General features: G+C 67.5%; 20 protein-coding genes. 5 read left to right on the forward strand and 15 right to left on the reverse strand.

Features of this window, described 5'->3' with window-relative positions; translation table 11 throughout:
• Positions 1-4 precede the first annotated feature (4 nt).
• From F3J43_RS13835 to F3J43_RS13855, 5 genes are all read right to left on the reverse strand, one after another.
• Positions 5-772: an SDR family oxidoreductase gene (locus F3J43_RS13835; RefSeq protein WP_166887133.1), complete on the reverse strand. Its 768-nt coding sequence runs from the start codon at positions 770-772 to the stop codon at positions 5-7.
• The gene (locus tag F3J43_RS13840; protein WP_166887136.1) at positions 769-1,560 is read right to left on the reverse strand and encodes an SDR family NAD(P)-dependent oxidoreductase; all 792 of its coding nucleotides are present in this window, start codon (positions 1,558-1,560) and stop codon (positions 769-771) included. The genes F3J43_RS13835 and F3J43_RS13840 overlap by 4 nt, the downstream gene beginning before the upstream one ends.
• Positions 1,557-2,378: a molybdenum cofactor biosynthesis F family protein gene (locus tag F3J43_RS13845; RefSeq protein WP_166887139.1), complete on the reverse strand. Its 822-nt coding sequence runs from the start codon at positions 2,376-2,378 to the stop codon at positions 1,557-1,559. Before F3J43_RS13845 ends, F3J43_RS13840 begins: the two co-directional genes overlap by 4 nt.
• Before the next feature lie 75 nt (positions 2,379-2,453).
• Positions 2,454-3,104 (reverse strand): helix-turn-helix transcriptional regulator, encoded by a 651-nt coding sequence (locus F3J43_RS13850; RefSeq protein WP_166887141.1) that lies wholly within the window; start codon positions 3,102-3,104, stop codon positions 2,454-2,456.
• A gap of 2 nt (positions 3,105-3,106) precedes the next feature.
• Positions 3,107-4,594 carry an aldehyde dehydrogenase family protein gene (locus F3J43_RS13855; RefSeq protein ID WP_166887144.1) on the reverse strand — a complete coding sequence of 496 codons (1,488 nt, stop codon included), beginning with the start codon at positions 4,592-4,594 and terminating at the stop codon, positions 3,107-3,109.
• A 259-nt stretch (positions 4,595-4,853) separates the two neighbouring features.
• Between F3J43_RS13855 and F3J43_RS13860 the strand changes: the two genes are divergently transcribed.
• The 5 genes from F3J43_RS13860 (at position 4,854) to feaR (ending at position 11,117) form a co-directional block, all read left to right on the forward strand.
• Positions 4,854-6,023 (forward strand): p-hydroxyphenylacetate 3-hydroxylase oxygenase component, encoded by a 1,170-nt coding sequence (locus tag F3J43_RS13860; protein ID WP_166887147.1) that lies wholly within the window; start codon positions 4,854-4,856, stop codon positions 6,021-6,023.
• Positions 6,024-6,117: 94 nt separating this feature from the next.
• The gene (locus tag F3J43_RS13865; protein ID WP_166887150.1) at positions 6,118-7,038 is read left to right on the forward strand and encodes a p-hydroxyphenylacetate 3-hydroxylase reductase component; all 921 of its coding nucleotides are present in this window, start codon (positions 6,118-6,120) and stop codon (positions 7,036-7,038) included.
• A 915-nt stretch (positions 7,039-7,953) separates the two neighbouring features.
• On the forward strand, positions 7,954-9,453 hold the full coding sequence (locus F3J43_RS13870) for an APC family permease (RefSeq protein ID WP_166887155.1): 1,500 nt from the start codon (positions 7,954-7,956) through the stop codon (positions 9,451-9,453).
• Complete coding sequence (locus F3J43_RS13875) at positions 9,434-9,997, forward strand: DUF3156 family protein (RefSeq protein WP_166887159.1); 564 nt, start codon at positions 9,434-9,436, stop codon at positions 9,995-9,997. Before F3J43_RS13870 ends, F3J43_RS13875 begins: the two co-directional genes overlap by 20 nt.
• A gap of 148 nt (positions 9,998-10,145) precedes the next feature.
• On the forward strand, positions 10,146-11,117 hold the full coding sequence (gene feaR / locus F3J43_RS13880; RefSeq protein WP_205297853.1) for a transcriptional regulator FeaR: 972 nt from the start codon (positions 10,146-10,148) through the stop codon (positions 11,115-11,117).
• 42 nt (positions 11,118-11,159) lie between these two features.
• On the opposite strand, the gene F3J43_RS13885 is transcribed toward feaR, so the two are convergent.
• The 10 genes from F3J43_RS13885 to hpaD all read right to left on the reverse strand — a co-directional run bounded on the left by F3J43_RS13885 (position 11,160) and on the right by hpaD (position 20,549).
• Positions 11,160-12,269, reverse strand: coding sequence for a histone deacetylase-like amidohydrolase (locus F3J43_RS13885; RefSeq protein WP_166887163.1), 1,110 nt, complete (start codon positions 12,267-12,269; stop codon positions 11,160-11,162).
• Complete coding sequence (locus F3J43_RS13890) at positions 12,266-13,435, reverse strand: MFS transporter (protein ID WP_166887166.1); 1,170 nt, start codon at positions 13,433-13,435, stop codon at positions 12,266-12,268. Before F3J43_RS13890 ends, F3J43_RS13885 begins: the two co-directional genes overlap by 4 nt.
• A gap of 9 nt (positions 13,436-13,444) precedes the next feature.
• Positions 13,445-14,314, reverse strand: coding sequence for a transporter (locus tag F3J43_RS13895; RefSeq protein ID WP_166887170.1), 870 nt, complete (start codon positions 14,312-14,314; stop codon positions 13,445-13,447).
• Between the two features lie 95 nt (positions 14,315-14,409).
• Complete coding sequence (locus F3J43_RS13900) at positions 14,410-15,381, reverse strand: helix-turn-helix transcriptional regulator (protein WP_166887174.1); 972 nt, start codon at positions 15,379-15,381, stop codon at positions 14,410-14,412.
• 181 nt (positions 15,382-15,562) lie between these two features.
• Positions 15,563-15,928: a cupin domain-containing protein gene (locus F3J43_RS13905; RefSeq protein ID WP_166887179.1), complete on the reverse strand. Its 366-nt coding sequence runs from the start codon at positions 15,926-15,928 to the stop codon at positions 15,563-15,565.
• A gap of 29 nt (positions 15,929-15,957) precedes the next feature.
• On the reverse strand, positions 15,958-17,256 hold the full coding sequence (locus F3J43_RS13910; protein ID WP_166887183.1) for an NAD(P)/FAD-dependent oxidoreductase: 1,299 nt from the start codon (positions 17,254-17,256) through the stop codon (positions 15,958-15,960).
• 326 nt (positions 17,257-17,582) lie between these two features.
• Positions 17,583-18,377 carry a 4-hydroxy-2-oxoheptanedioate aldolase gene (gene hpaI / locus F3J43_RS13915; RefSeq protein ID WP_286184606.1) on the reverse strand — a complete coding sequence of 265 codons (795 nt, stop codon included), beginning with the start codon at positions 18,375-18,377 and terminating at the stop codon, positions 17,583-17,585.
• A 16-nt stretch (positions 18,378-18,393) separates the two neighbouring features.
• A complete protein-coding gene (hpaH, locus tag F3J43_RS13920) occupies positions 18,394-19,197 on the reverse strand; it encodes a 2-oxo-hept-4-ene-1,7-dioate hydratase (RefSeq protein ID WP_166887190.1) in 804 nt (267 codons plus the stop codon).
• 8 nt (positions 19,198-19,205) lie between these two features.
• Entirely contained in the window at positions 19,206-19,616 is a 411-nt protein-coding gene (locus F3J43_RS13925) for a 5-carboxymethyl-2-hydroxymuconate Delta-isomerase (RefSeq protein ID WP_166887194.1), read from the reverse strand.
• Between the two features lie 9 nt (positions 19,617-19,625).
• Positions 19,626-20,549 carry a 3,4-dihydroxyphenylacetate 2,3-dioxygenase gene (gene hpaD / locus F3J43_RS13930; RefSeq protein ID WP_166887197.1) on the reverse strand — a complete coding sequence of 308 codons (924 nt, stop codon included), beginning with the start codon at positions 20,547-20,549 and terminating at the stop codon, positions 19,626-19,628.
• Between the last annotated feature and the right edge of the window lie 106 nt (positions 20,550-20,655).

Below are 20,655 nucleotides of genomic sequence, written 5' to 3' on the forward strand. Positions count from 1 at the left end.
GATGTCAGTGCCTGGCCAGGGTCTCCGGCAAGGTCGCGCCACCGTCGACGATCAGTGTCTGGCCGGTGATGTAGCGAGCCGCGTCCGAAGCCAGGAACAGCATGGCCGCGGCGATGTCTGCCGGTTCGCCCAGCCGCCCGAGGGGGATGCCGGCGGCAATCTGCCGGTTCAGCGCCGGGTCGCCGAGGTTGCCCATGGCCGGGGTGCGGATCATCCCCGGTTCGACGCCATTGACCCGCACGTTGCACGGCGCCAGTTCCAGGGCGGCGTTGCGGATGAAACCGTTGACCCCGGCCTTGGACGCGGCGTAATGGCTCAAGCCCGGATAGGCCACCCGCGGGCCGGTCACCGACGAGGTGGCCAGCACGCAGCCACCGCCCTGGCGCTGGAACAGCGGCAGGGCAGCCTGGGTCAGCCAGAACAGCGCTTCCAGGTTTACCGCCAGGGTGCGCCGCAGCAACGTCGGGTCGATGTCGGCGAAGGGCGTGAGCGGAAAATGCCCGGCGTTGTGCACCAGCACGTCGAGTCGCTGCAATTGGCCCAGGCAATGGCTGATCGCCTGCGGGTCGGCAAGGTCCAGGCACTGCGCCTCGACCTCGTGTCCCAGTGCCTGCTGGGCCTGCACCAGCCGTTGCAGCGCCTGCTGCGCGAGATCCACGGCCAGCACCCGGGCGCCGCCACGGGCGAAACCCTCGACGATGGCCTGACCGATCCCGCCTGCCGCGCCAGTGACCAGCACCGTATAGCCTGCGAAGTCGTAGTGCGCGCTCATGTCGGCGACGCCAGGCGGGTGTAGGCCAGGGTCGGCACGTCGACCACGGTGGCGCCGCCATCGGCGGTGAGCACCGCGCCGGTGACGATGCTGGCCTCGGCGCTGATCAGGAACTGGCACACCGCGGCGACTTCGTCGGCGCTGGCCGGGCGGCGCAGCGGCACATCGGCGGTGACGCGACGGTAGGCGGCGTCGAGGTCTTCGTGGTGATGGGCCATCAGCGCCTGCATTTCTTCATCGGCCATGGGCGTGCGGACCCAGCCAGGGCACACGCAGTTGACCCGCACCCCGAGCGGGCCGTAGTCGCGTGCCAGCGAGCGGGTCAGCCCGACCAGGGCGTGCTTGGCCGTGGTATAGCCGCACACCTCGGGGCCGGCGGCCAACGAGGCGATCGAACCGAGCAGCACCAGGCTGCCACGGCGCGCCTGCAGCAGCGGCAGGCAGGCGCGGGCGGTGTGGAAGGCGCTGTCGAGGTTGCCGTGCAGGGCCTGGCGCCAGGCCTGGTCGCTGGTGTCGCCGCAACGACCGAGGCCATGGCCGCCGGCGCAGGCGATCAGCGCATCGAGACCACCGAAACGGGCCCTCACCTGGTCGACGAAACCGTCCCAACTGGCGCTGTCCGCCGCATCGCCGCACAGCACCAGGCCATCGCAGGCCTGGGCGACGCGCTCCAGTGCCGCGCGCCGGCGACCGACCAGCGCCACCTGCCAGCCTTGGCGCGCCAGGCGCCGGGCACAGGCCTCGCCGATGCCGCTGCCGGCACCGGTAATCAGCACGCTGCGGCTCATCGCGGGTACTCCGTGCGATTGACCACCCGGCAATGGGACGACACCGGGAAGTTGGCCAGGCTGTCGAAACCGTCGCCCTGGTAGCCGAAGATCTTGCCGTCGCTGCGGTGCTGGCGCAGGTCGATCATCACCAGGCCCAGGGTCGGCACGATCTTCTCGCACCAGACGAACAGGTACAGCTGCTCGGCGATCTTGTAATAGTGGGCGCGGTCGGTGTCGCACAGGCCCTGCTCGACGCCCTTGAGGCATTGCCAGCTGTAGTAGCCGGTATTGAGGTAGAGGTGCTCGTACTCCTCGGTGGGGCTGTAGCGGTAGTGGTTGCGCAGGCCCACCAGCTCGTCGGTCGGTGCGTGGGGGCAGGCGCCTGGCTGCCAGGGACGCTCGAGGCTGCCGTGCAGGAAGGTGGCTTCGACGCCGCTCAGTGGCTCGCCGGCCAGGGCCAGCTCGTACAGCCCACGGCGGGTGCGGGCCTGGTCGGGCAGGCGGCCGAGCACGGCGGTGAACGCCCGGGCGGGGAGGTCGAGCACCAGCGACACCGACCAGGTCTGGCCTTCAGCGTCGCGCTTGAGGAAGTCGACCAGGTAGAGGCCGTCGCGCACCGAGGTGGCGCGGTACTCGGCGCTGCCTTGGCTGTGGCCGTCGGCGGCGCGCCAGTGCAGGCGTTCGCTGTCGAAGCGGTGTTCGATCTGCCAGCCGTTGGCGAAGTGCAGGGTGAGCGTGCGGCCGGACAGGTCGGCCAGTCGTGGCAGGATGAACGCGCCCGGGGCGAAGCCGTCGGCAAGGGCGCCCACGGTGATCCAGTCGGCAGGTTTGGACATGGGGTGACTCCTGTGGTTGGGATGGCCACAGGGTGCCGCGCGGGGCCGGGCGGCGGTATCAACCGGAAGGTTGAGTCAGAGGAACAGGCAGGCCACCAGCTCGGTGCGGTTGGCCACGCCCAGCTTGCGGAACAGGTTGACCAGGTGGGTCTTGACCGTTGGCAGACCGACACCGAGCGCGCGGGCGATCAGCTTGTTGCTCTGGCCCTGGCGCAGCAGCTCGGCGATCTGCCGTTCGCGTGGCGTCAGTTCGGCGTTGCCGGGGGCTGGCGTGCGCGGCTCAGTGGCCAGCGCCAGTTGCATCAGACCGTGCAGCGGCAGCAGGCGCTCGAGCTCCTCGCCGCGGAACTCGCCCAGCCCGGCGCAGCGCAGCAGCGACACGCCGGCGCTGGGCCGGCCATCGACCTGGGCGATGATCTCGACCACGTCCACTACCTGGTGCTGGGCGAGAAAGTGCCGGTAGGTCTCGCCCTGGTCCACCGGCAGGCCGGCCAGGCCCTGGCGCAACGACACCACGGGCTTGCCGATGGCCAGGCAGCGCTGCGGCTGCAAGGGATCGAAGCGCCGGTAGTGCGCCAGGTAGCGGGCGTGCATCGGCGCCTGCAGGTCCTGCAGGAGGAAGTCGCAGGCCTGTTGCCTGGCGTCGATGCGATAGAACGCCGCCAGCGAGGCCGGCACCTGCTGGCTGAATGCCTGCAGGCAGTAGCGACCAAGGTCCGCGTGCATGGTCAGTAGCGGATCATCACCGACTTCAGCTCGGTGAAGTCGTCGATGAATGCCGAACCGAACTCGCGGCCGATGCCCGAGGCCTTGATGCCGCCGAACGGCACGGCCGGGTCGAGCAGGGTGTGCATGTTGACCCACAGGGTGCCAGCCTGGATTTCCGGGATCAGGCGCATGGCCTTGCCCAGGTCGTTGGTCCACAGGCTGGCGCTCAGGCCGTAGGGCGTGGCGTTCATCAGTTGCAGCAGCTCGTCCTCATCGTCATACGGCAGGAAGGTCGCCACCGGGCCGAAGGTTTCCTGGTTCAGCAGGGTGTCCTGGGCGCTGTTGGCAAGTATCACCGTGGGCTCGACGAAGCAGCCCGGCCCTTGCCCAAGGCGCCCGCCGTGGATGATCTGGCTGCCCTCGGCGCGGGCAGTAGCGAACAGTTCGCCGAGCTTGCGCTGGTGCGGCTTGTTGGCGACCGGGCCGAACTGGGTGGTTTCGTCCAGGGGCGAGCCGATCTGCAACTGGCCCAGGCGTTGCGACAGCGCCTGGAGCAGCGGGTCGATGCGCGAGCGGTGGACGAAGAAGCGCTCGCCGGCGGCGCAGATCTGCCCGGAATGCAGGAAACCGGCCTCGATGATGCCGTCCACGGCCTTGTCGATACCGACATCGGCGAGGAACGCCACCGCGTTCTTGCCGCCCAGCTCGAGGGTGGCGCGGGTCAAGCCGGCGCCCATGGCGGATTGGCCGACGGCGATGCCGGTGGGCACGGAGCCGGTGAACGATACCTTGTCGGTGCCTGGGTGCTCGACCAGCGCCTTGCCCACCTGGCCGGCGCCGGTGACTACGTTCAGCGCGCCGGGGGGCAGGCCGGCGTCGCTGGCCAGTTCGGCGATGCGCAACAGGGTCAGCGGAGTGAACTCGCTGGGCTTGAGGACGATGCTGCAGCCGGTGGTCAGGGCCGAGGCGAGCTTCCAGATGGCGATCATGGTGGCGAAGTTCCACGGCACGATGCCCGCCACCACGCCCACCGGCTCGCGCAGGGTGAAGGCGGTGTAGCGTTCGCCGGCGAAGGAGGGCAGCGACGGGGTGAGGGTCTGGCCGCTGATCTTGGTCGCCCAGCCGGCGTAGTAGCGCAGGAAGTGCGCGGCCTGCTCGACCTCGAAGGCGCGGGCGATGCCGATCAGCTTGCCGGATTGCAGGGTCTCCAGCTGGGCCAGTTCCTCGCGATGGACTTCCAGCAGGTCGGCCAGCTTGAACAGCACCGCCGCACGCGCGGCCGGGCTGCAGCGCGACCAGGTGGCGAAGCCCTGGCGAGCGGAGTCGACGGCACGGTCGACATCGGCCTGGCAGGCGTCGGCGATGCGGGCGATAGGTTCGCCGTTGGCCGGGTTGAGCACTTCGAGGCGGGTACTGGACTGGCTGGCGACGGCCTGGCCATGGATATACAGGCCGTGGTCGCGGGCGAGGAAGGCGGTGACGCTGGGAAGCAGAGGGATATCGCTCATGGGTCGGCTCCGACAAGGAATGGACCAGGACCGTGGGCCAGGCCCGGATGTGTCACAGCGTAGCGAGCGCCCGCAAGGGGATCTTGTTCCCCGCTGCCAGCCCCATGACCCAGCCTGCCAGGTGCCTGGAAAGTGCAATCCGAGCTGCGGAAGTTGCATTTTCCAAGCCCTGGGGCGCTCCCATACTGGCCCGGCATTCATCGCTGGCGCGGGCTTTGCGGCCCCAGCCCGGCACGGACCAATAACAATGAGCCCGACCATGAAAAAGCCAAACGCCCTGCTCGAAGACCTCAAACCGCTGCTGCCGGCCATCGCCGCGCGTGCCGACCAGGCTGAACACGCCCGCAGCGTGCCTGCCGAGAACATCGCCCTGCTCAAGGGCATCGGCCTGCACCGCGCCTTCCAGCCCAGGCACTACGGCGGCCTGGAAATCGACCTGCCGACGTTCGCCGAATGCATCGCCGCGCTGGCCGGCGCCTGTGCCAGCACGGCCTGGGCCATGAGCCTGCTGTGCACCCACAGCCACCAACTGGCGATGTTCCCGGCCCGGCTGCAGGACGAGATCTGGGGCGTCGACCCCGATGCCACGGCGAGCAGCAGCATTGCGCCGTTCGGTCGTACCGAAGCGGTCGATGGCGGTGTGCTGTTCAGTGGCGAGATGGGCTGGAGCAGCGGTTGCGATCATGCCGAGTGGGCGATCATGGGCTTTCGTCGGGCCAATGGGGAGGGCGGACAGGACTACTGCTTCGCCGTGTTGCCGCGCAGCGACTACCAGATCCGCGACGACTGGTTCGCCGCGGGCATGCGTGCCAGTGGCAGCCGTACCCTGGTGGTCGAGCGTGCCTTCGTGCCTGAGCACCGCATCCAGAAAGCCCGCGACATGATGGAGGGCACCTCGGCCGGCTTCGGCCTGTATCCCGACAGCACGATCTACTTCAACCCGTACCGGCCGTATTTCGCCAGTGGCTTTTCCACCGTCAGCCTGGGCATCGCCGAGCGCATGCTCGAGGTGTTCAGGGACAAGACCCGCCACCGGGTGCGGGCCTATACCGGTGCGGCGGTCGGCGCGGCCACCCCGGCCTTGATGCGCCTGGCCGAGTCCACCCACCAGGTGGCCGCGGCCCGCGCCTTGCTGGAGAAAAGCTGGGCGCAGATCGCCGACTACAGTGCCCGCCAGCAGTATCCGAGCCGCACTGAACTTGCGTTCTGGCGGACCCACCAGGGTTATGCGGTGAAACTGTGCATCGAAGCCGTGGACCGGTTGATGGCCGCCGCTGGTGGCGGCGCCTGGTTCGACAGCAACGAGATGCAGCGGCTGTTCCGCGATGCGCACCTGACAGGCGCCCATGCCTACACCGACTACGACGTCTGCGCGCAGATCCTCGGTCGCGAACTGATGGGCCTGGAGCCGGATCCGGCGATGACCTGAGTGCGTTCGTGCAGATCATGGATGGCGTGGGTGCGGGCTTGCCCTGCGTACCGCCCCAGCTGTCGCCAGCCAACAACAATAATGGGAGCCTTGCATGCCTAGCCCTTTCGATTCCCGCGCCTTTCGCCGCGCCCTGGGCAATTTCGCCACCGGCGTTACCGTGATCACCGCTGCCGATGCCGATGGGCACAAGGTTGGCGTCACGGCCAACAGCTTCAATTCGGTGTCCCTCGATCCGCCGCTGATTCTCTGGAGCATCGACAAACGTTCCAGTAGCCATGCCGTGTTCGAGCGCGCCGGCCACTTCGCGGTCAATGTGCTGGCTGCCGATCAGATCGACCTGTCCAATACCTTCGCCCGGCCCAGCGACGACCGCTTCGCCGGCATCGAACACTGTCTCGGCGAGGGCGGTGCGCCGTTGCTGGCGGACTGCGCCGCGCGGTTTCGCTGCGAGACGTTCCAGCAGCTCGATGGCGGCGACCACTGGATCCTGATCGGCAAGGTGCTGGCCTTCGACGACCTGGGGCGTGCGCCATTGCTGTATCACCAGGGGGGCTATTGCATGGTGCTGGCGCATACGCGGATGGCTCCTAGTCAGGGTGGCAGCTATTTGCAGGGACGCTTGCAGCACAACCTGTACTACCTGATGACCCAGGCCTTGCGCAGCTACCAGGCCGGCTATCAGCCGCAGCAGTTGGCCACGGGATTGCGCACCAGCGAGGCACGCCTGCTGATGGTGCTCGAGCATGATGCTGGGCTGGCGTTGCCTGAGTTGCTGCGGGAAGTGGCGATGCCTGAGCGCGAGGTCGCAGAGGCTATCGACAGTCTTTCGCGCAAGGGGTTGGTGGCCGATGACAATGGTCGGGTGTGCCTGACCGAGGCCGGACGGGAACAGACCGAGGGGTTGTGGGGGATTGCCCAGGCTCGGCAGGAGGCGGTGTTCGGTGGGTTCAGTGTGGAACAGATGGAGGCTTTCAAGGCTGTGCTCAGGGCGATTCCTTTCAAGGTGGGGTGAGGGTTGCCATGGGTTCGCCGGGAGAGCTGTAGCGCTCTTGAGATCGAGCGCCGCCCGCGCGGCGCATCGTGGGCTTTCGCCCACTCCCACATTTGTTTCGGGCCAGTCTCTCCTGTGGCATTGCCTGGTCCGCCTTGTTGGCAGGACGCGGTTTCAGCGTGGGCGCTGCTGGTGCTTCGCCTGGCTTGAGACATGCACCAAGGCGTACAGCGGTACCCTCACAGGACTGCATCGCCCGAAACAGATGTGGAATGGGTAAACAACGTTGGGAATGGGGAAACAACTGTGGGAATGGGTAAAACAACTGTGGGAGCGGGCGAAGCCCGCGATGCGGTGAAAGCGCTGCTGAGGATAGAGGCGGGAGACAGAGTGGTGCATGAGGGCTGCTGGGTTCGCCGGGAGAGTTGTAGTGCTCTTGAGATCGAGCGCCGCCCGCGCGGCGCATCGTGGGCTTTCGCCCACTCCCACATTTGTTTCGGGCCAGTCTCTCCTGTGGCATTGCCTTGTCCGCCTTGTTGGCAGGACGCGGTTTCAGCGTGGACGCTGCTGGCGCTTCGCCTGGCTTGAGGCATACGCCAAGGCTGACAGCGGTACCTTCACAGGACTGCATCGCCCGAAACAGATGTGGGAGTGGGCGAAAGCCCACGATGCGCCGCGCGGGCGGCGCTCGGTCTCACAGACACCACAAGATTTCCGCCAGGCACCAGGCACCCACCCCAACCCCGCCCTCCTGGCAGGGCAGGTCAAGGTTGCAGGCAGGCAATGGCAAGACGGTGACGCCACGACGTCGCACAGTGCCTGGGCGTGTCGTCTCTGGCACGGGGCAGGCCTGCACCCACACCCTGCATGGGTCCAGGCTTGCCCCGCGAGGGGGCCGACAGCATGCTCCCACACTCGTCCACCCAGGGCCCTCCCATGACAATCAACAATAAGCTCACAGAGCACCTCAACCGCGGCAGCGTCGGTTTCCCCACCGCACTGGCCAGCACCGTCGGCCTGATCATGGCCAGCCCGGTGATCCTCACCGCGACCATGGGCTTCGGCATCGGCGGCAGTGCCTTCGCCGTGGCCATGGTGATCGCCGCGCTGATGATGCTCGCCCAGTCGACCACCTTCGCCGAAGCCGCGGCGATCCTGCCGACCACCGGCTCGGTCTACGACTACATCAACTGCGGCCTGGGCCGCTTCTTCGCCATCACCGGCACCCTGTCGGCCTACCTGATCGTCCATGTCTTCGCCGGCACCGCCGAGACCATCCTCTCCGGGGTGATGGCACTGGTGAACTTCGAGCACCTCAACACCCTCGCCGAATCGGCAGGTGGCTCCTGGCTGCTGGGCGTCGGCTTCGTGCTGGTGTTCGGCGTGCTCAACGCCTTCGGGGTCAGCGCCTTCGGTCGCGCCGAGGTGGTACTGACCTTCGGCATGTGGACCACGTTGATGGTGTTCGGCGTGCTGGGCGTGCTGGCGGCGCCGGCGGTGCAGTTGCAAGGGCCGTTCGGTGTGTCGCTGGTCGGCACCGACCTGATGACCATCCTGTCGCTGGTGGGCATGGCCATGTTCATGTTCGTCGGTTGTGAGTTCGTCACGCCGCTGGCCCCGGAGCTCAAGCGTTCGGCCTGGGTGATGCCCAAGGCCATGGCCCTGGGCCTGTTCGGCGTGGCCAGTTGCATGTTCCTGTATGGCGCGGCGATGAAGCGCCAGGTGGAGAACGTGGTGCTCGATGCCGCCAGTGGCGTGCACCTGCTGGATACGCCGATGGCCATCCCGCGTTTTGCCGAACAGGTCATGGGCGATATCGGCCCGGTATGGCTGGGCATCGGCTTCCTGTTCGCCGGCGCCGCCACCATCAACACCCTGATGGCCGGTGTGCCGCGAATCCTCTACGGCATGGCGGTGGATGGTGCGCTGCCCAAGGTGTTCACCTACCTGCATCCACGTTTCAAGACGCCGCTGCTGTGCATCCTGGTGGTGGCGCTGATCCCTTGCCTGCATGCCTGGTACCTGGGCGGCAACACCGACAACATCCTGCACCTGGTGCTGGCGGCGGTGTGCGCCTGGAGCACGGCCTACCTGCTGGTGACCCTGTCGGTCGTGGTCTTGCGTATCCGCCGTCCGGACCTGCCACGGGCCTATCGCTCGCCGTTGTTCCCGCTGCCGCAGATCATCTCCAGCATCGGCATCCTGCTGGGCATGTGGTTCATCACCCCGCCAGGCATGGATCCTGCCGAGGTCTATGTACCGTTCGCGGTGATGCTCGGGGCCACGGCAGCCTATGCGCTGTTCTGGACCTTGTGCGTGCAGAAGGTCAACCCGTTCCGCCCGGCGCGGGTCGAGGACGTGCTGGAGAAGGAGTTCGCCGCCGAACCCGGCCAGGCCCAGGACGAGCAGGTGCGCCATGTCGGCAAGCTGGCTTGAGCGCCTGGGTGCGCCGCGGACCCCGGCGGGATACCTGCCGGGGGCGACCTTGCAACGGCTGGCGCGCAACCTGGGTTTGACGGATTTGCAATCCGGGGCAGCGTTTACCTACCGTGAGGACGGGCCCCGCATCGAGGTGTTCGAGCGTACCGAGCGCCATCTGTTGATGCACCTGGTGATGTGCGAGTTCGTCCTGCGCCTGCCTGCCCGCGACCAGGGCAAGCTGCGTGCCGAACTGCAGCACACCGGCATGCTGCGCCGCAGCGGCCTGGCATGCCGCTTGCGCGGCGGCGACCCGGCCTTGTTCGAGGTGCTCCAGGCGCGCCTCGCAGAGGTTGGCACGGTATTGATGCCTTTGGACTTCAAGCGCCTGGTCATCGACTGCCGTGATGGCGAATGGCGGGTGACCCTGGAGCACATGGGCGCCAGCGAGGTGGTCAACCGCATGCCGGCCTTGCGTCGCTACATTCCCCTCGATGTCGCGCAGCGCCGCCTGCTCTGGCAGGCGTTCGACACACTGGCTGGCATTCTGCACGGCCTCTGAACCCGATACGTTCTCTTGCAGGAGCGGCCTTGTGTCGCGAAGGGCTTTGGTGACACAAGGCGCGCTCATGAAGATGACGGTTGTACGTCTATAGATAACATGTTAACAATTACCTCCATAACAACAACCGTTGCGTGTGGAGATTGCCATGCTCATGTCCCAGCCCGCGTCACTGCACTGCGCAAGCCTGGCCACTGACGGCCTGGAGCGCTGGACCACCGCCATGCAGCAGGTCTGTGGCCGTTTCCAGACCGAGCTGGCGTTCAATCGCTCGCTGTTCATCGGCGAAATTTCCACCTTCAACCGCGCCGGCCTGGCGCTGGCCAGCCTGCGCACCAATGCCGGCAACATTCGCCGCCTGGGCGACAATCCCGACTGTGACGACGATCAGCACTGTTTCCTGGTCAGCCAGCGCATGGGGTATTCCCAGGTTACCCAGGGCGGTGTGACGATCCAGCTGTCGCCGGGCGAGCTGTTGCTGATGGATTCGGTGGGGCCTTGCGAGATCACCCCGTTCGGGCTGATCGAGCATGTCTCGCTGGCGCTGTCCCGCGAGCAGGTGCGCAAGCAGTGGACGGGGCCGGGCGCGGCCTTTGGCAAGATTTCCTCGACCAATGCCTGCGGGCGCATGCTGCACCTGCTGATGGACCAGTTGTGCCGTGAGGGCGACGAGGCTGGCGGGGCCCAGGGCGAGGCCTTGCAGGCGGCGTTCATCGCGTTGCTCGAGCCAGGCTTCGAGCGGGGCGAGGACAACCCGGGGGCGTTGACCGGGCTCAGCGGTGCCAGCCTGCGCGGCTATGTGCAGAAGGTCATCGACGAATCCCTGGGCCAGCCTGGGCTGACCCCGGCCAACCTGGCCGAGCGCCTGAGCATCTCGGTGCGTCACCTGTACCGATTGTTCGAGGAGGAGGGTGACAGTGTGTGCCGCTATATCCAGCGCTCGCGGCTCAAGCGCAGTGCCGATGACTTGTCCAACCCGTTCCTGCGGCGCGAGTCGATCACCTCGATCGCCTACAAGTGGGGCTTCACCGACTCGGCGCATTTCAGCCGGGCGTTCAAGAAACATTTCGAACAGTCGCCCAAGGACTTCCGGGCGCTGGCCTTGATGGCGGGGCGATAGCAGCCCTTCATGCGCCGGCCAATACCGGCGCAGCCGGTGGGCTCACGCCAGGCGTGTCGCCAATTCCTCCACGTACTCCCACAGGAAACGTCGCTGCGCCATACCTGGCTGCTGTTGCTCGATGAACGCAAGCATCGGGTCTTGCACCGGCGTCCTGATTCCAGCCAGCTCCTCCATCACCGCCAACCCGCAGAACGGTACGTAAGCCTCGGCATACCCACCCTCGTGCACCATCACCAGGCGCCCGTCGCACAAGCGCTCGGCGGCTTCGCGCACGTGACGGGTCATGGCCCGGAACGAATCGCTGTGCAGCAGCATCCGCGCCAGCGGGTCCACGGCATTGGCGTCATAACCGCAGGCCACCACGATCAGCTGTGGCTGAAAACGTTCCAGGGCTGGCAGGACGATGCGCTGCATGGCCTGCAGGTAGGCGTCATGGCCACTGCCGGGTGGCAGCGGGATGTTCAGGTTGCAGCCCAGGCCATCCCCCGTGCCGCGCTCGTCCGCGCCGCTGTAGCCTGGCGGGTAGCAGTGCTCCTGGTGCAGCGAGATACTCAGGACGTCGCCGCGGGCCTCGAAGATCGACTGGGTACCGTTGCCGTGGTGCACGTCCCAGTCGACCACCGCCACGCGCGCCAGGCCATGGCGCGCCTTGGCGGCCTCGATGGCGATGGCGATGTTGGCCAGGAAGCAGAACCCCATTGCCTGGTCGGCCAGGCAATGGTGCCCTGGCGGGCGCGACAGCGCGTAGGCGTTGTCGACCTCGCCGTGCAGTACCGCGTCGATGGCGGCGATGGCCAGGCCGGCCGACAGCCTGGCGATCTCGTAGCTGCCCGGGCCGACCGGTGCCTGTGGGCCGAGCGTGCCGCCACCGGCGTCGCTCAGGGCCTTGAAGCGTTGCAGGTAGCCTGACGGGTGCACCCGCAACAGGTCCTCCTCGCTGGCCGGTGTGGCACTGCGCAGCAGCAGCTGCGGCGATAGACCCGAGACCTCCAGCAGGTTCTTCAGTCGCCGCTTGGTCTCCGGCGACTCGGCAAAGCCCGCGGCGGCGGGGGGCTGCACCCAGCCGCCCACCGGCAGGGTGAGGGCATGCAGCCCGGCGCTGTGCCAGAAGCACAGTTCATCGGAGAAAAACGCGGTACGGCGGCTCATGGGTGAACTCCAGTGGTGGCGAACAGATGGGGTAGGCGGGCGATCATCAAGGCGATGAACGCCAGTGCCAGGCAGCAGGCGGCACCGACGAGCAATGCCGGCATGCCCAGGGGCGACTCGAGCAGCGGGCCGGCCATGGCGGGGCCCAGGGCAAGGCCGCCGCCGATGACCAGGTTGGCGCTGTTCATCAACCGTCCGCGCTGGTCGTGATCGGCCAGGCAGGCGAGGATGAACGGCAGCACGAAGGTCCAGCAGAACTTGAACAGCAGCGCGGCCAGGGCAAAGCGGGCGGGCGCGGGCTGGCCGAGCAGCAGGCAGATTGCCGTTGCCATCAGGCCCAGGCCGATGGCCAGCAGTCGCGTGCGTGGCCAGCGTGACCCGATCAGCGTGGCGCACAGTGCGCCGACGATGCCCATCAGCGTGGCCAGCGAGAGGATCCGCCCGCTGCTGGCCGGGTCGATGGCCGCGGCGCTGGCGATGCTGCCGATGAAGGTCCAGACGGCGCTGAGCCCGGCGTAGAACAGCAGCACGGCCAGCAGGCCGCACAGGCCAGGCAGCCAGGCCCGGGCGACAGGCAGCGTGGCTTGGCGGGCCGGGCCACGGCTTGTCGTCACGGGAAACGCCGACGCCAGCGGCAGGCACAGCAGCATCAGTAGCGCCAGGCCCAGGTACAGCGCCTTCAGGCCATGCAGATCGAACAGCCCGGGCAGCAGCCACAGGCCCAGCGCGCCGAGCAGCAACTGGCCGCTCACCCACAGCCCGTAGACCCGCTCGGCCTGTGGGCTGGCGGCGGCACTGGCGATGCAGACCACCATCAGCGAGCCGCCGGCCAGGGCGCTGAGCCCGCGCAGGGCCATCAGCGCCAGGTAGTCGCTGCACAGGGCCGAGGCCAGGTTGGCGAGGATGAACAGCAGCGCCGCACCTGCGGCGACCCGCCGCCAGTTCCAGCGTGGCTGCCAGTAGTAGGCCGGCAGGGTGGCCAGGCTCATCGCCGCCAGCTCCGCGCTGAACAGCTGGCCAATGCGCGCCGGGCCAAGGCCCAGCTGGATGGCGTACTGGGCGGCGACCACCGGGGCGGTCATCAGCACGCAGGGCACGATCGCAGCGAACATCACGATGGCCAGCAGGCGCCGGGGTGGCAGGCCGAGTGCAAGGGAAGCGGACATGGCGATTCCTCAGAAGACGTGGACGAAACGCAGCAGCAGGTTGTCCTGGGCGTAGGCGTTGTGGGTGGCGATGTTGCGGGTCAGGCCCAGCAGCACCTGGTTGCGTCGGTCGAGCCAGTGGCCGAGCTCGAAGCCGGCCTGGGTATAGCGCTGGTGGCTGTCGTCCAGGCGCTGGCCAGCAAGGGTCAGCTCGCCGCCGTCGGCGTGGATCAGGCGCAGGGCGCCGTAGGTGCTGGGGGTGAGGTCGTAGGAGGCGAAGGCCTGCAGGCGATACAGCGGCTTCTGTGTGAGCGTGCTGCCGAGGTAGTCGTCGTTGCGCCCGTAGAGCTGGGCTTCGAGGTTGGCTTCGAGCAGCCAGCGTTCGCCCACGCCCTGGGTGTAGTTGTAGTTCAGGTGCAGCGCCCAGCGGTTGGCGCCGGGCGAGACCCCGGGGGCGCTGGCGTGGTACTCGCCAAGCGGCACGCCGAGCAAGGCCAGCAGGCCGCTGTAGGTACGGTGTTGCGGATCGTTGATGAAGAACAGCGTGCCGCCCACCTGCGGATCGCCGATGCCGCGTTCGCGGCTGTGGCTGGCGGCGCCGGGCAGGCGTGCCTCGGTGTCGACGTAGGACACGATGAACTGCGGCGTGCACAGGCTGGCGCAGATATCGCTGAACCACAGCTGGCGCCAGGCGACGGCATTGACCGACAGATCAGCCTTGCCGTCGGCGTCGGCGACGCCGTGATAGCTGTTGGCGCGCGTCAGCGGCAGGTAGGCGACCCCCAGGCGGGTGCCCACCGGCGCGCTGACGAAGTCGCGGGCGTTGAGGTCGGCGGCCTGGGCACCGGCGCCGGCAAGGGCCAGGAGGGCGGGCAGGGCGCGGACAAGGCGATAGGGCATGGGCGTGTTCCTTCTTCTTGTTGTTGTGATGGGCGAACAGCGGGCAAGCCTTCCCCTTCCCGCCAGGGGGCTGGCAGGTGGGCTGTGGTGGGCGGTCAGTGCGGCGGCTGGTGCAGCAGCTGGGTGATTCCGGCCTTGTTGTTCACCCCGAGCTTGGCGTAGATGCTGCGAATGTGATGACGCACGGTGTTGGGCGCCACACCCAGCGCGCGGGCGATCTCCTTGTAGGTGCCGCCACCGCCGAAGCGTTCGGCGACATCCGCCTCGCGGGCGCTGAGCTGGGCCAGGGCCGAGCGTGGGCGGGCGGTCAGCAGGAACAGGTCGCCGACGGCGGTGGCGTCCAGTTGCAGGTGCTGGCCGCGGTAGCTGCTCGGGCTGACCTGCGCCGGCAAGTGCGGGCCGCTCCAGTGCGGCCACTCCAGCAACAGCCGCTCGACGAAGCCGCGCTCGGCATGCTGCAACGTGCCCTGGCGATCACACACCGCCAGGGCCAGGGTATTGGCGCCGTCCAGCGCTTCGCGCAGGGCGACCAGGGCGCGGATCTGGTTGGCGCCTTCGGCGGCCACCAGGTGCGGCATCAAGTGTTCGAGCAGGTGGCGCTCGCTGGCGTTGAACGGCGCCTCGGCCTGGGTTCGGTAGAGGGTCAGGTGCACGCTCAGGCGGGTGCGTGGGTCGATGTGGATGATGCACAGGAACTCGCCAAAGCCATGGCGTCGGCCGAGCCAGCGCAGGCCGTGCGGAGCATCGACGGCCTGGCTGTCGACGATCACCGCGTGGCCGGGGCGGGCGTGCACCTGCTGGACCGTGGTGTCCTGGTCGCGGATCGACTGCCAGTCCCGTACATAGCTGGGCGGCAGGCCGAACAGCTGGCTGCTGTGCTCGCGAGGCAGGCCGTCGACCAGCGCGGCGCGGCCCCACCAGGCCTTGGCGAAGGGAATCAGCTCGCGGCTGCGCCCGAGCATGTGCTGATGAAAGCTCTGCAGCGGCTGCTCCTGGGCCAGGCGCTGCAGCTCCAGCACCAGGGCGTTGAACAGGGTGAAACCGGGAGAGGCAAGGTAATCGGACATGGGCGGTACCTGGCTGCGACGTTCTTGTTGTTGTCAGGGCCTGGAGGGGAGTATCGCCAAGGGAACGGGGGCGGACCATCCTGCAGATGCAGGATAGGGAGCAGGCAGGGCGGGGCAATGCCATGCCCATTGCCGGCTGGAGCCAGCCGGCGATGGGCCGCGAGGCAGCCCCGGTGACGGGTCAGGCGACGGCGAGGTAGTGCTTGACGAACGTTTCGCTCAACACCTCCCACAGCACGGCCGTGCCCTTGGTCACGAACCAGGCATCGCCTGCCTTGTAGCGCGTCACCTGACCGGTGGATTCATCGGTCAGCTGGATCTCGCCGGTCACGATCAGCGCCTGCTCGCTGAACGGATAGACCATGCGGAACTTGCCTTGGGTGGTGCCGAAGTAGGCGCTGCTGACCGGGTCGGTCGGTGCGCCGTGGGTCATCTTGCCGTAGCACTTGACCTCGCCTTCGAGGATGGTCGAGCCAAGGTCGGCAACGGTGCCCCAGGCGTCGAGTTCGGACAGTTGCACACCCTGGCGGACGGCGGTGAGAGTCATGGTGGATCTCCTGGTCGGTGGGAAAAGGTTCAACGGCGGCCGTTGAAGTAGCCCGAGAGCTGGTGCACGGTCTTGCCGGCGGTCAGCAGCAGCGGGCGGATATGGTCCTTGCCGAGGATGCGCGCATGCTTGACCGAGCTGATCAGGTCGTAGCGGCTGGAGCCTTCGCTCATGCCCTCGGCGAGGATCTTGCAGATGATGTGGCTGGGGGTGACGCCGAAGCCTGAATACCCCTGCACGTAGAATGCATTGGGGCGGTTGCTCAGGGTGCCGATCTGCGGGAACAGGTTGGCGCTGGTGGCCATCGGTCCGCCCCAGGCCAGGTCGATGCGCACGTCCTTGAGGTAGGGGAAGATCTTCAGCATCAGGTTGCGGTTCCAGGCCTTCAGGTCCTTCGGGATGTGTTCGACGAAGGGCGTGGCGGCGCCGAACAGCAGGCGGTTCTCGCGGGTGACGCGGTAGTAGTCGATGACCGGGCGGATATCGCTGTAGGCGCCACGGATCGGGCTGATGCGCATGATCTGCTCGTCGGACAACGGCTCGGTCATCAGTTGGAAGGCGTAGGTGTTGACGGTGCGCGCATGCAGTTCGGGCTCGAGCTTGTTGAGGAAGCTGTCGCAGGCCCACAGCAGCTTGCTGGCCTTGACCGAGCCACGGCCGGTGCGCACGGTGATGCGCTCGCCGTAGCGCACTTCCAGCGCCGGGCTGTGCTCGAAGATCCGTGCGCCGTGGCCGACCAGGGCCTGGGCCTCGCCAAGCAGCAGGTTCAGCGAGTGCACATGGCCGCCGCCCATGTGCAGCAGGGCGCTGCTGTAGGCGTCGGAGCCGATGATCTGCCTGACCTCCGAGCCGCCGAGAAAGCGGATCTCGTCCTTGCTGTTGATCGCCTTGAAGTCCTTTTCCCAGGCGCGCAGGGTCTTTTCCTGACGGGCGTTGAAGCCCATGTAGCCATAGCCGTGGCAGAAGTCGGCATCGATGGCGTAGCGCTTGATACGTTCCTTGATGATGCCGGCGCCCAGTTCGCTGATCTCGAAGATCTCGCGCAGGCCCTGTTCGCCGACGCTGCCCTTGATCTTCTCCAGGTCGTGGCCGATGCCGGCCATGATCTGCCCGCCGTTGCGGCCGGTGCCGCCGAAGCCCAGGTAGCGCGCCTCGAGCACGACGACATTGGTGATGCCTTGCTCGGCCAGTTCCAGGGCCGTGTTGATGCCCGAGAAGCCGCCGCCGATTACCACCACGTCGGCGTCGATGTCGCTTTCAAGGGTGGGGAAGCTGAGGTTGTATTTCTTGGTTGCGGTGTAGTAGGTGGGCGTTTCGATGTTGATCATGGCGCAGCCTGGACAGTTGGAATTATTGGAAAGCAGGGCTTGCACAAGCGCTGTCTGTACCAGCTATTGGGCGCCTAACGAGCGGTAGGTGTCTTGTGCCGGGCTGCCAGGCATTTGACCGAGGCTGCCAGCTCGGTGGGGACTGTGGGAATCGAGGGAACTCGGGGAATTTGGGGAATTGAGGGAATTGAGGGAATTGAGGGAATTGAGGGAATTGGGGGAGCCTGTGGGAGCTGTGGGAGCTGTGGGATTTGTGGGATTTGTGGGATTTGTGGGAGCTGGCGAAGCCGGCGATGGGCTGCATAGCAGCCCCTTTGCGGTTGAGCTCAGTACACGCCACCCTGGCCGGCCCCCACCGCCCCGACCTTGAACTTGCCCAGCAACCCCTGCAACCCCCGCATCAGCACCGTGGTATCGACCCCCACGGCCACGAACGCGGCGCCCAGGTCAAGGTAGCGCCGAGCCAGCGACTCGTCGGCGCTGAGGATCCCCGCCGCCTTGCCAGCCTGCTGGATCCGCACGATGGCGTCTTCGATGGCCGCCTGCACCTCGGGATGTCCCGGGTTGCCGCGATGCCCCATGGCCGCGCTGAGGTCGGCCGGGCCGATGAACACGCCATCGACGCCGTCCACCGCGCAGATCGCATCGAGGTTGGCCAGGCCCTCGCGGCTCTCGACCTGGACCAGCAGGCACATCTGCGCGTCGGCCTGGTCCAGGTAGCCGGCGATGCTGTTCCAGCGCGAAGCCCGCGCCAGGGCGCTGCCGACACCGCGCAGCCCGGCTGGCGGATAGCGCATGGCGCGCACCAGGTGCTCGGCCTGGGCGGCGCTTTCGACCATCGGCACCAGCAGGGTCTGGGCGCCGATGTCGAGCAGTTGCTTGATCAGCGCCGTGTCGCCGACCACCGGACGCACCACGGCCTGGCCGGGATAGGGCGCCACCGCCTGCAACTGACCGAGCAGGCCGCGCAGGTCGTTGGGCGCATGTTCGCCGTCGAGCAGCAGCCAGTCGAAGCCGGTGTTGGCCGCCAGCTCGGCGCAGTACGGATCGGCCAGGCCGAGCCACAGGCCGATCTGTGCCTGGCCGCTGCGCAGGCGTTGCTTGAAGGTATTGACGGGCATGTCCATGGGGCGCTCCTCAGACGAACCGGCAGGCGATCGCGCCGAGCTGGTCGTAGTCGACATGGAAGGTATCGCCGGGGCGCGCGGCCACCGGGCGGGTGAACGAGCCGCCGAGAATCACCTGGCCGGCCTCGAGGCCGACGTCGTATGCCGCCAGCTTGTTGGCCAGCCAGGCCACGCCCTTGGCCGGATGGTTGAGCACGGCGGCGGACACCCCGGACTCCTCGATCACGCCGTTGCGGTACAGCACCGCCGGCACCTTGCGCAGGTCGATCTCGGTCGGCCGCACGGCGCGCCCGCCCAGCACCACGCCGGCGTTGGCGGCGTTGTCGGAGATGGTGTCGAAGACCTTGCGGGTGACGCCGCTGTGCGGGTCGACCTGGTGGATGCGGGCGTCGATGATCTCCAGCGCCGGGATCACCCATTCGGTGGCTTCCAGCACATCGAACAGGGTCACGCCAGGCCCCTTGAGCGGCTTGGCGAGGATGAACGCCAGCTCTACCTCGACCCGCGGCACGATGAAGCGCTCGAAGGGAATATCGCTGCCTTCGTCGAAGAACATGTCGTCGAGCAGCGCGCCGTAGTCCGGCTCGGTGATGTTCGACGACACCTGCATGGCCCGCGAGGTGAGGCCGATCTTGTGGCCGACCAGGCGACGGCCGTCGTGGATCTTCTGTGCTACCCAGGCGCGCTGGATGGCATAGGCGTCCTCGATGCTGATGGCGGGGTAGTCGAGGGAAAACTGGCCGACCTGCTCGCGGGCGCGTTCGGCCTGGTCGAGGCGGGCGGCGGCGTGCTGGATGATGTGGGCGTCGAGCATGGAAAACCTCAGGGCTGGCGGCTGAACAAGGGGTGCAGGCTGCTGTGCCTGGCGTCGTAGACCTGTGCCTGGCTCTCGTCGATCTGCACGGTCACGCCGACCGGGCGGCGTTCGAGCAGCGGATCGAGGTGGGCGCGCAGCACTGCCTGCAGGCTGTCGCCGACCTGGCGGTGCACCTCGGCGCTGCGTCCTGCGCCCATGCGCAGGTTGGCGTAGACGAAGCCGTAGTCGCCGCGGCCGTCGGCGATCGCGGCGTGGGCGGCCGGATAGGCCAGCACCCGGGTGCCGCCGGTGGGGAACACCTGGCGACCGGCGGCGTCACGTTGTTCGAGCATGCAGTCGGCCAGGGCGCGGCACAGCGCCGGCATGTCGCAGTCGGCGTCGATGTCCGGGCTGTAGAGCAGGACCAGATGGGGCATGGACACTCCTTACAAGCGACTGGTAGCGGTGGCGCCGGCCGGGCTCGAGGCCTGGGAGGCGGGGATGGCGGCGCCATCCTGCGGGGTGACCGGGAAGATCGCGTTGATCTGGCCGGTGCCGGAGGAGCCGAAGTAGGGCGTGACCACCTCGGCCTGGCCGTCATAGGCCGACCAGCCGAGGGCGCCGAGCAGCATCGCGGTGTCGTGCATGAAGCCTTCGCCGTGGCCCTTGACCGCGTACTCCGGCAACATCGCGCAGAAATCCTGCCAGTCGCCGTCCTGCCACATGCGCACCACGCGATGGTCGAGGGTCTCGAGGAACGGGCTCCAGACCTTTGTGGCGAAGTCCGGGGCCTGGCCGTTCTGGGCGAAACGGTGCGACAGCGAGCCGCTGGCGAGAAAGGCGACGGTGCCGTCGTAGTGCTGCTCGACGGCCTGGCGCATGGCCCAGCCCAGGCGTGCGCTGTCGTTGAGAAAGTGCGAGGTGCACAGCGCCGAGACCGAGATCACCTTGAAGTGGCGGTCGGCGTTCATGTAGCGCATCGGCACCAGGGTGCCGTACTCCGGTGCCAGGGTGGTGGCGTCGTGGGCCATGGTCTCCACGCCCAGGCGGTTGCACTGTTCGGCCAGCAGGCGACCCAGCTCGGGGTTGCCAGGGAAGCCGTAGTTCATGTTGGCGATGAAGTGCGGCAGTTCGTTGCTGGTATACAGGCCTTCGAAGTGCGCGGCGCAGTTGATGTGGTAGTTGGCGTTGACCAGCCAGTGGGTGTCGAACACGACGATGGTGTCCACCCCCAGTTCGCGGCAACGCCGGCCGATCTCGTGGTGGCCGTCGATGGCCGCCTGGCGAAAGCCCTGGCGCGGGCCGGGCAGTTCCGACAGGTACATCGACGGGACATGGGTGATCTTGGCGGCGAGAGCGAGTGTGCCCATGGGTATCTCCGGTGATTGTTGTTGTGGTCCATGGCCTGCGAAGCGCGCGGCAAGCCTGCTCCCACGCAGTGCAGCGCCTGCGGGGAGCGGGCTTGCCTGGCGCCGG

Origin of the sequence: Pantoea sp. Cy-639 (assembly GCF_011752525.1) — a bacterium.
Lineage (GTDB): Bacteria > Pseudomonadota > Gammaproteobacteria > Pseudomonadales > Pseudomonadaceae > Aquipseudomonas.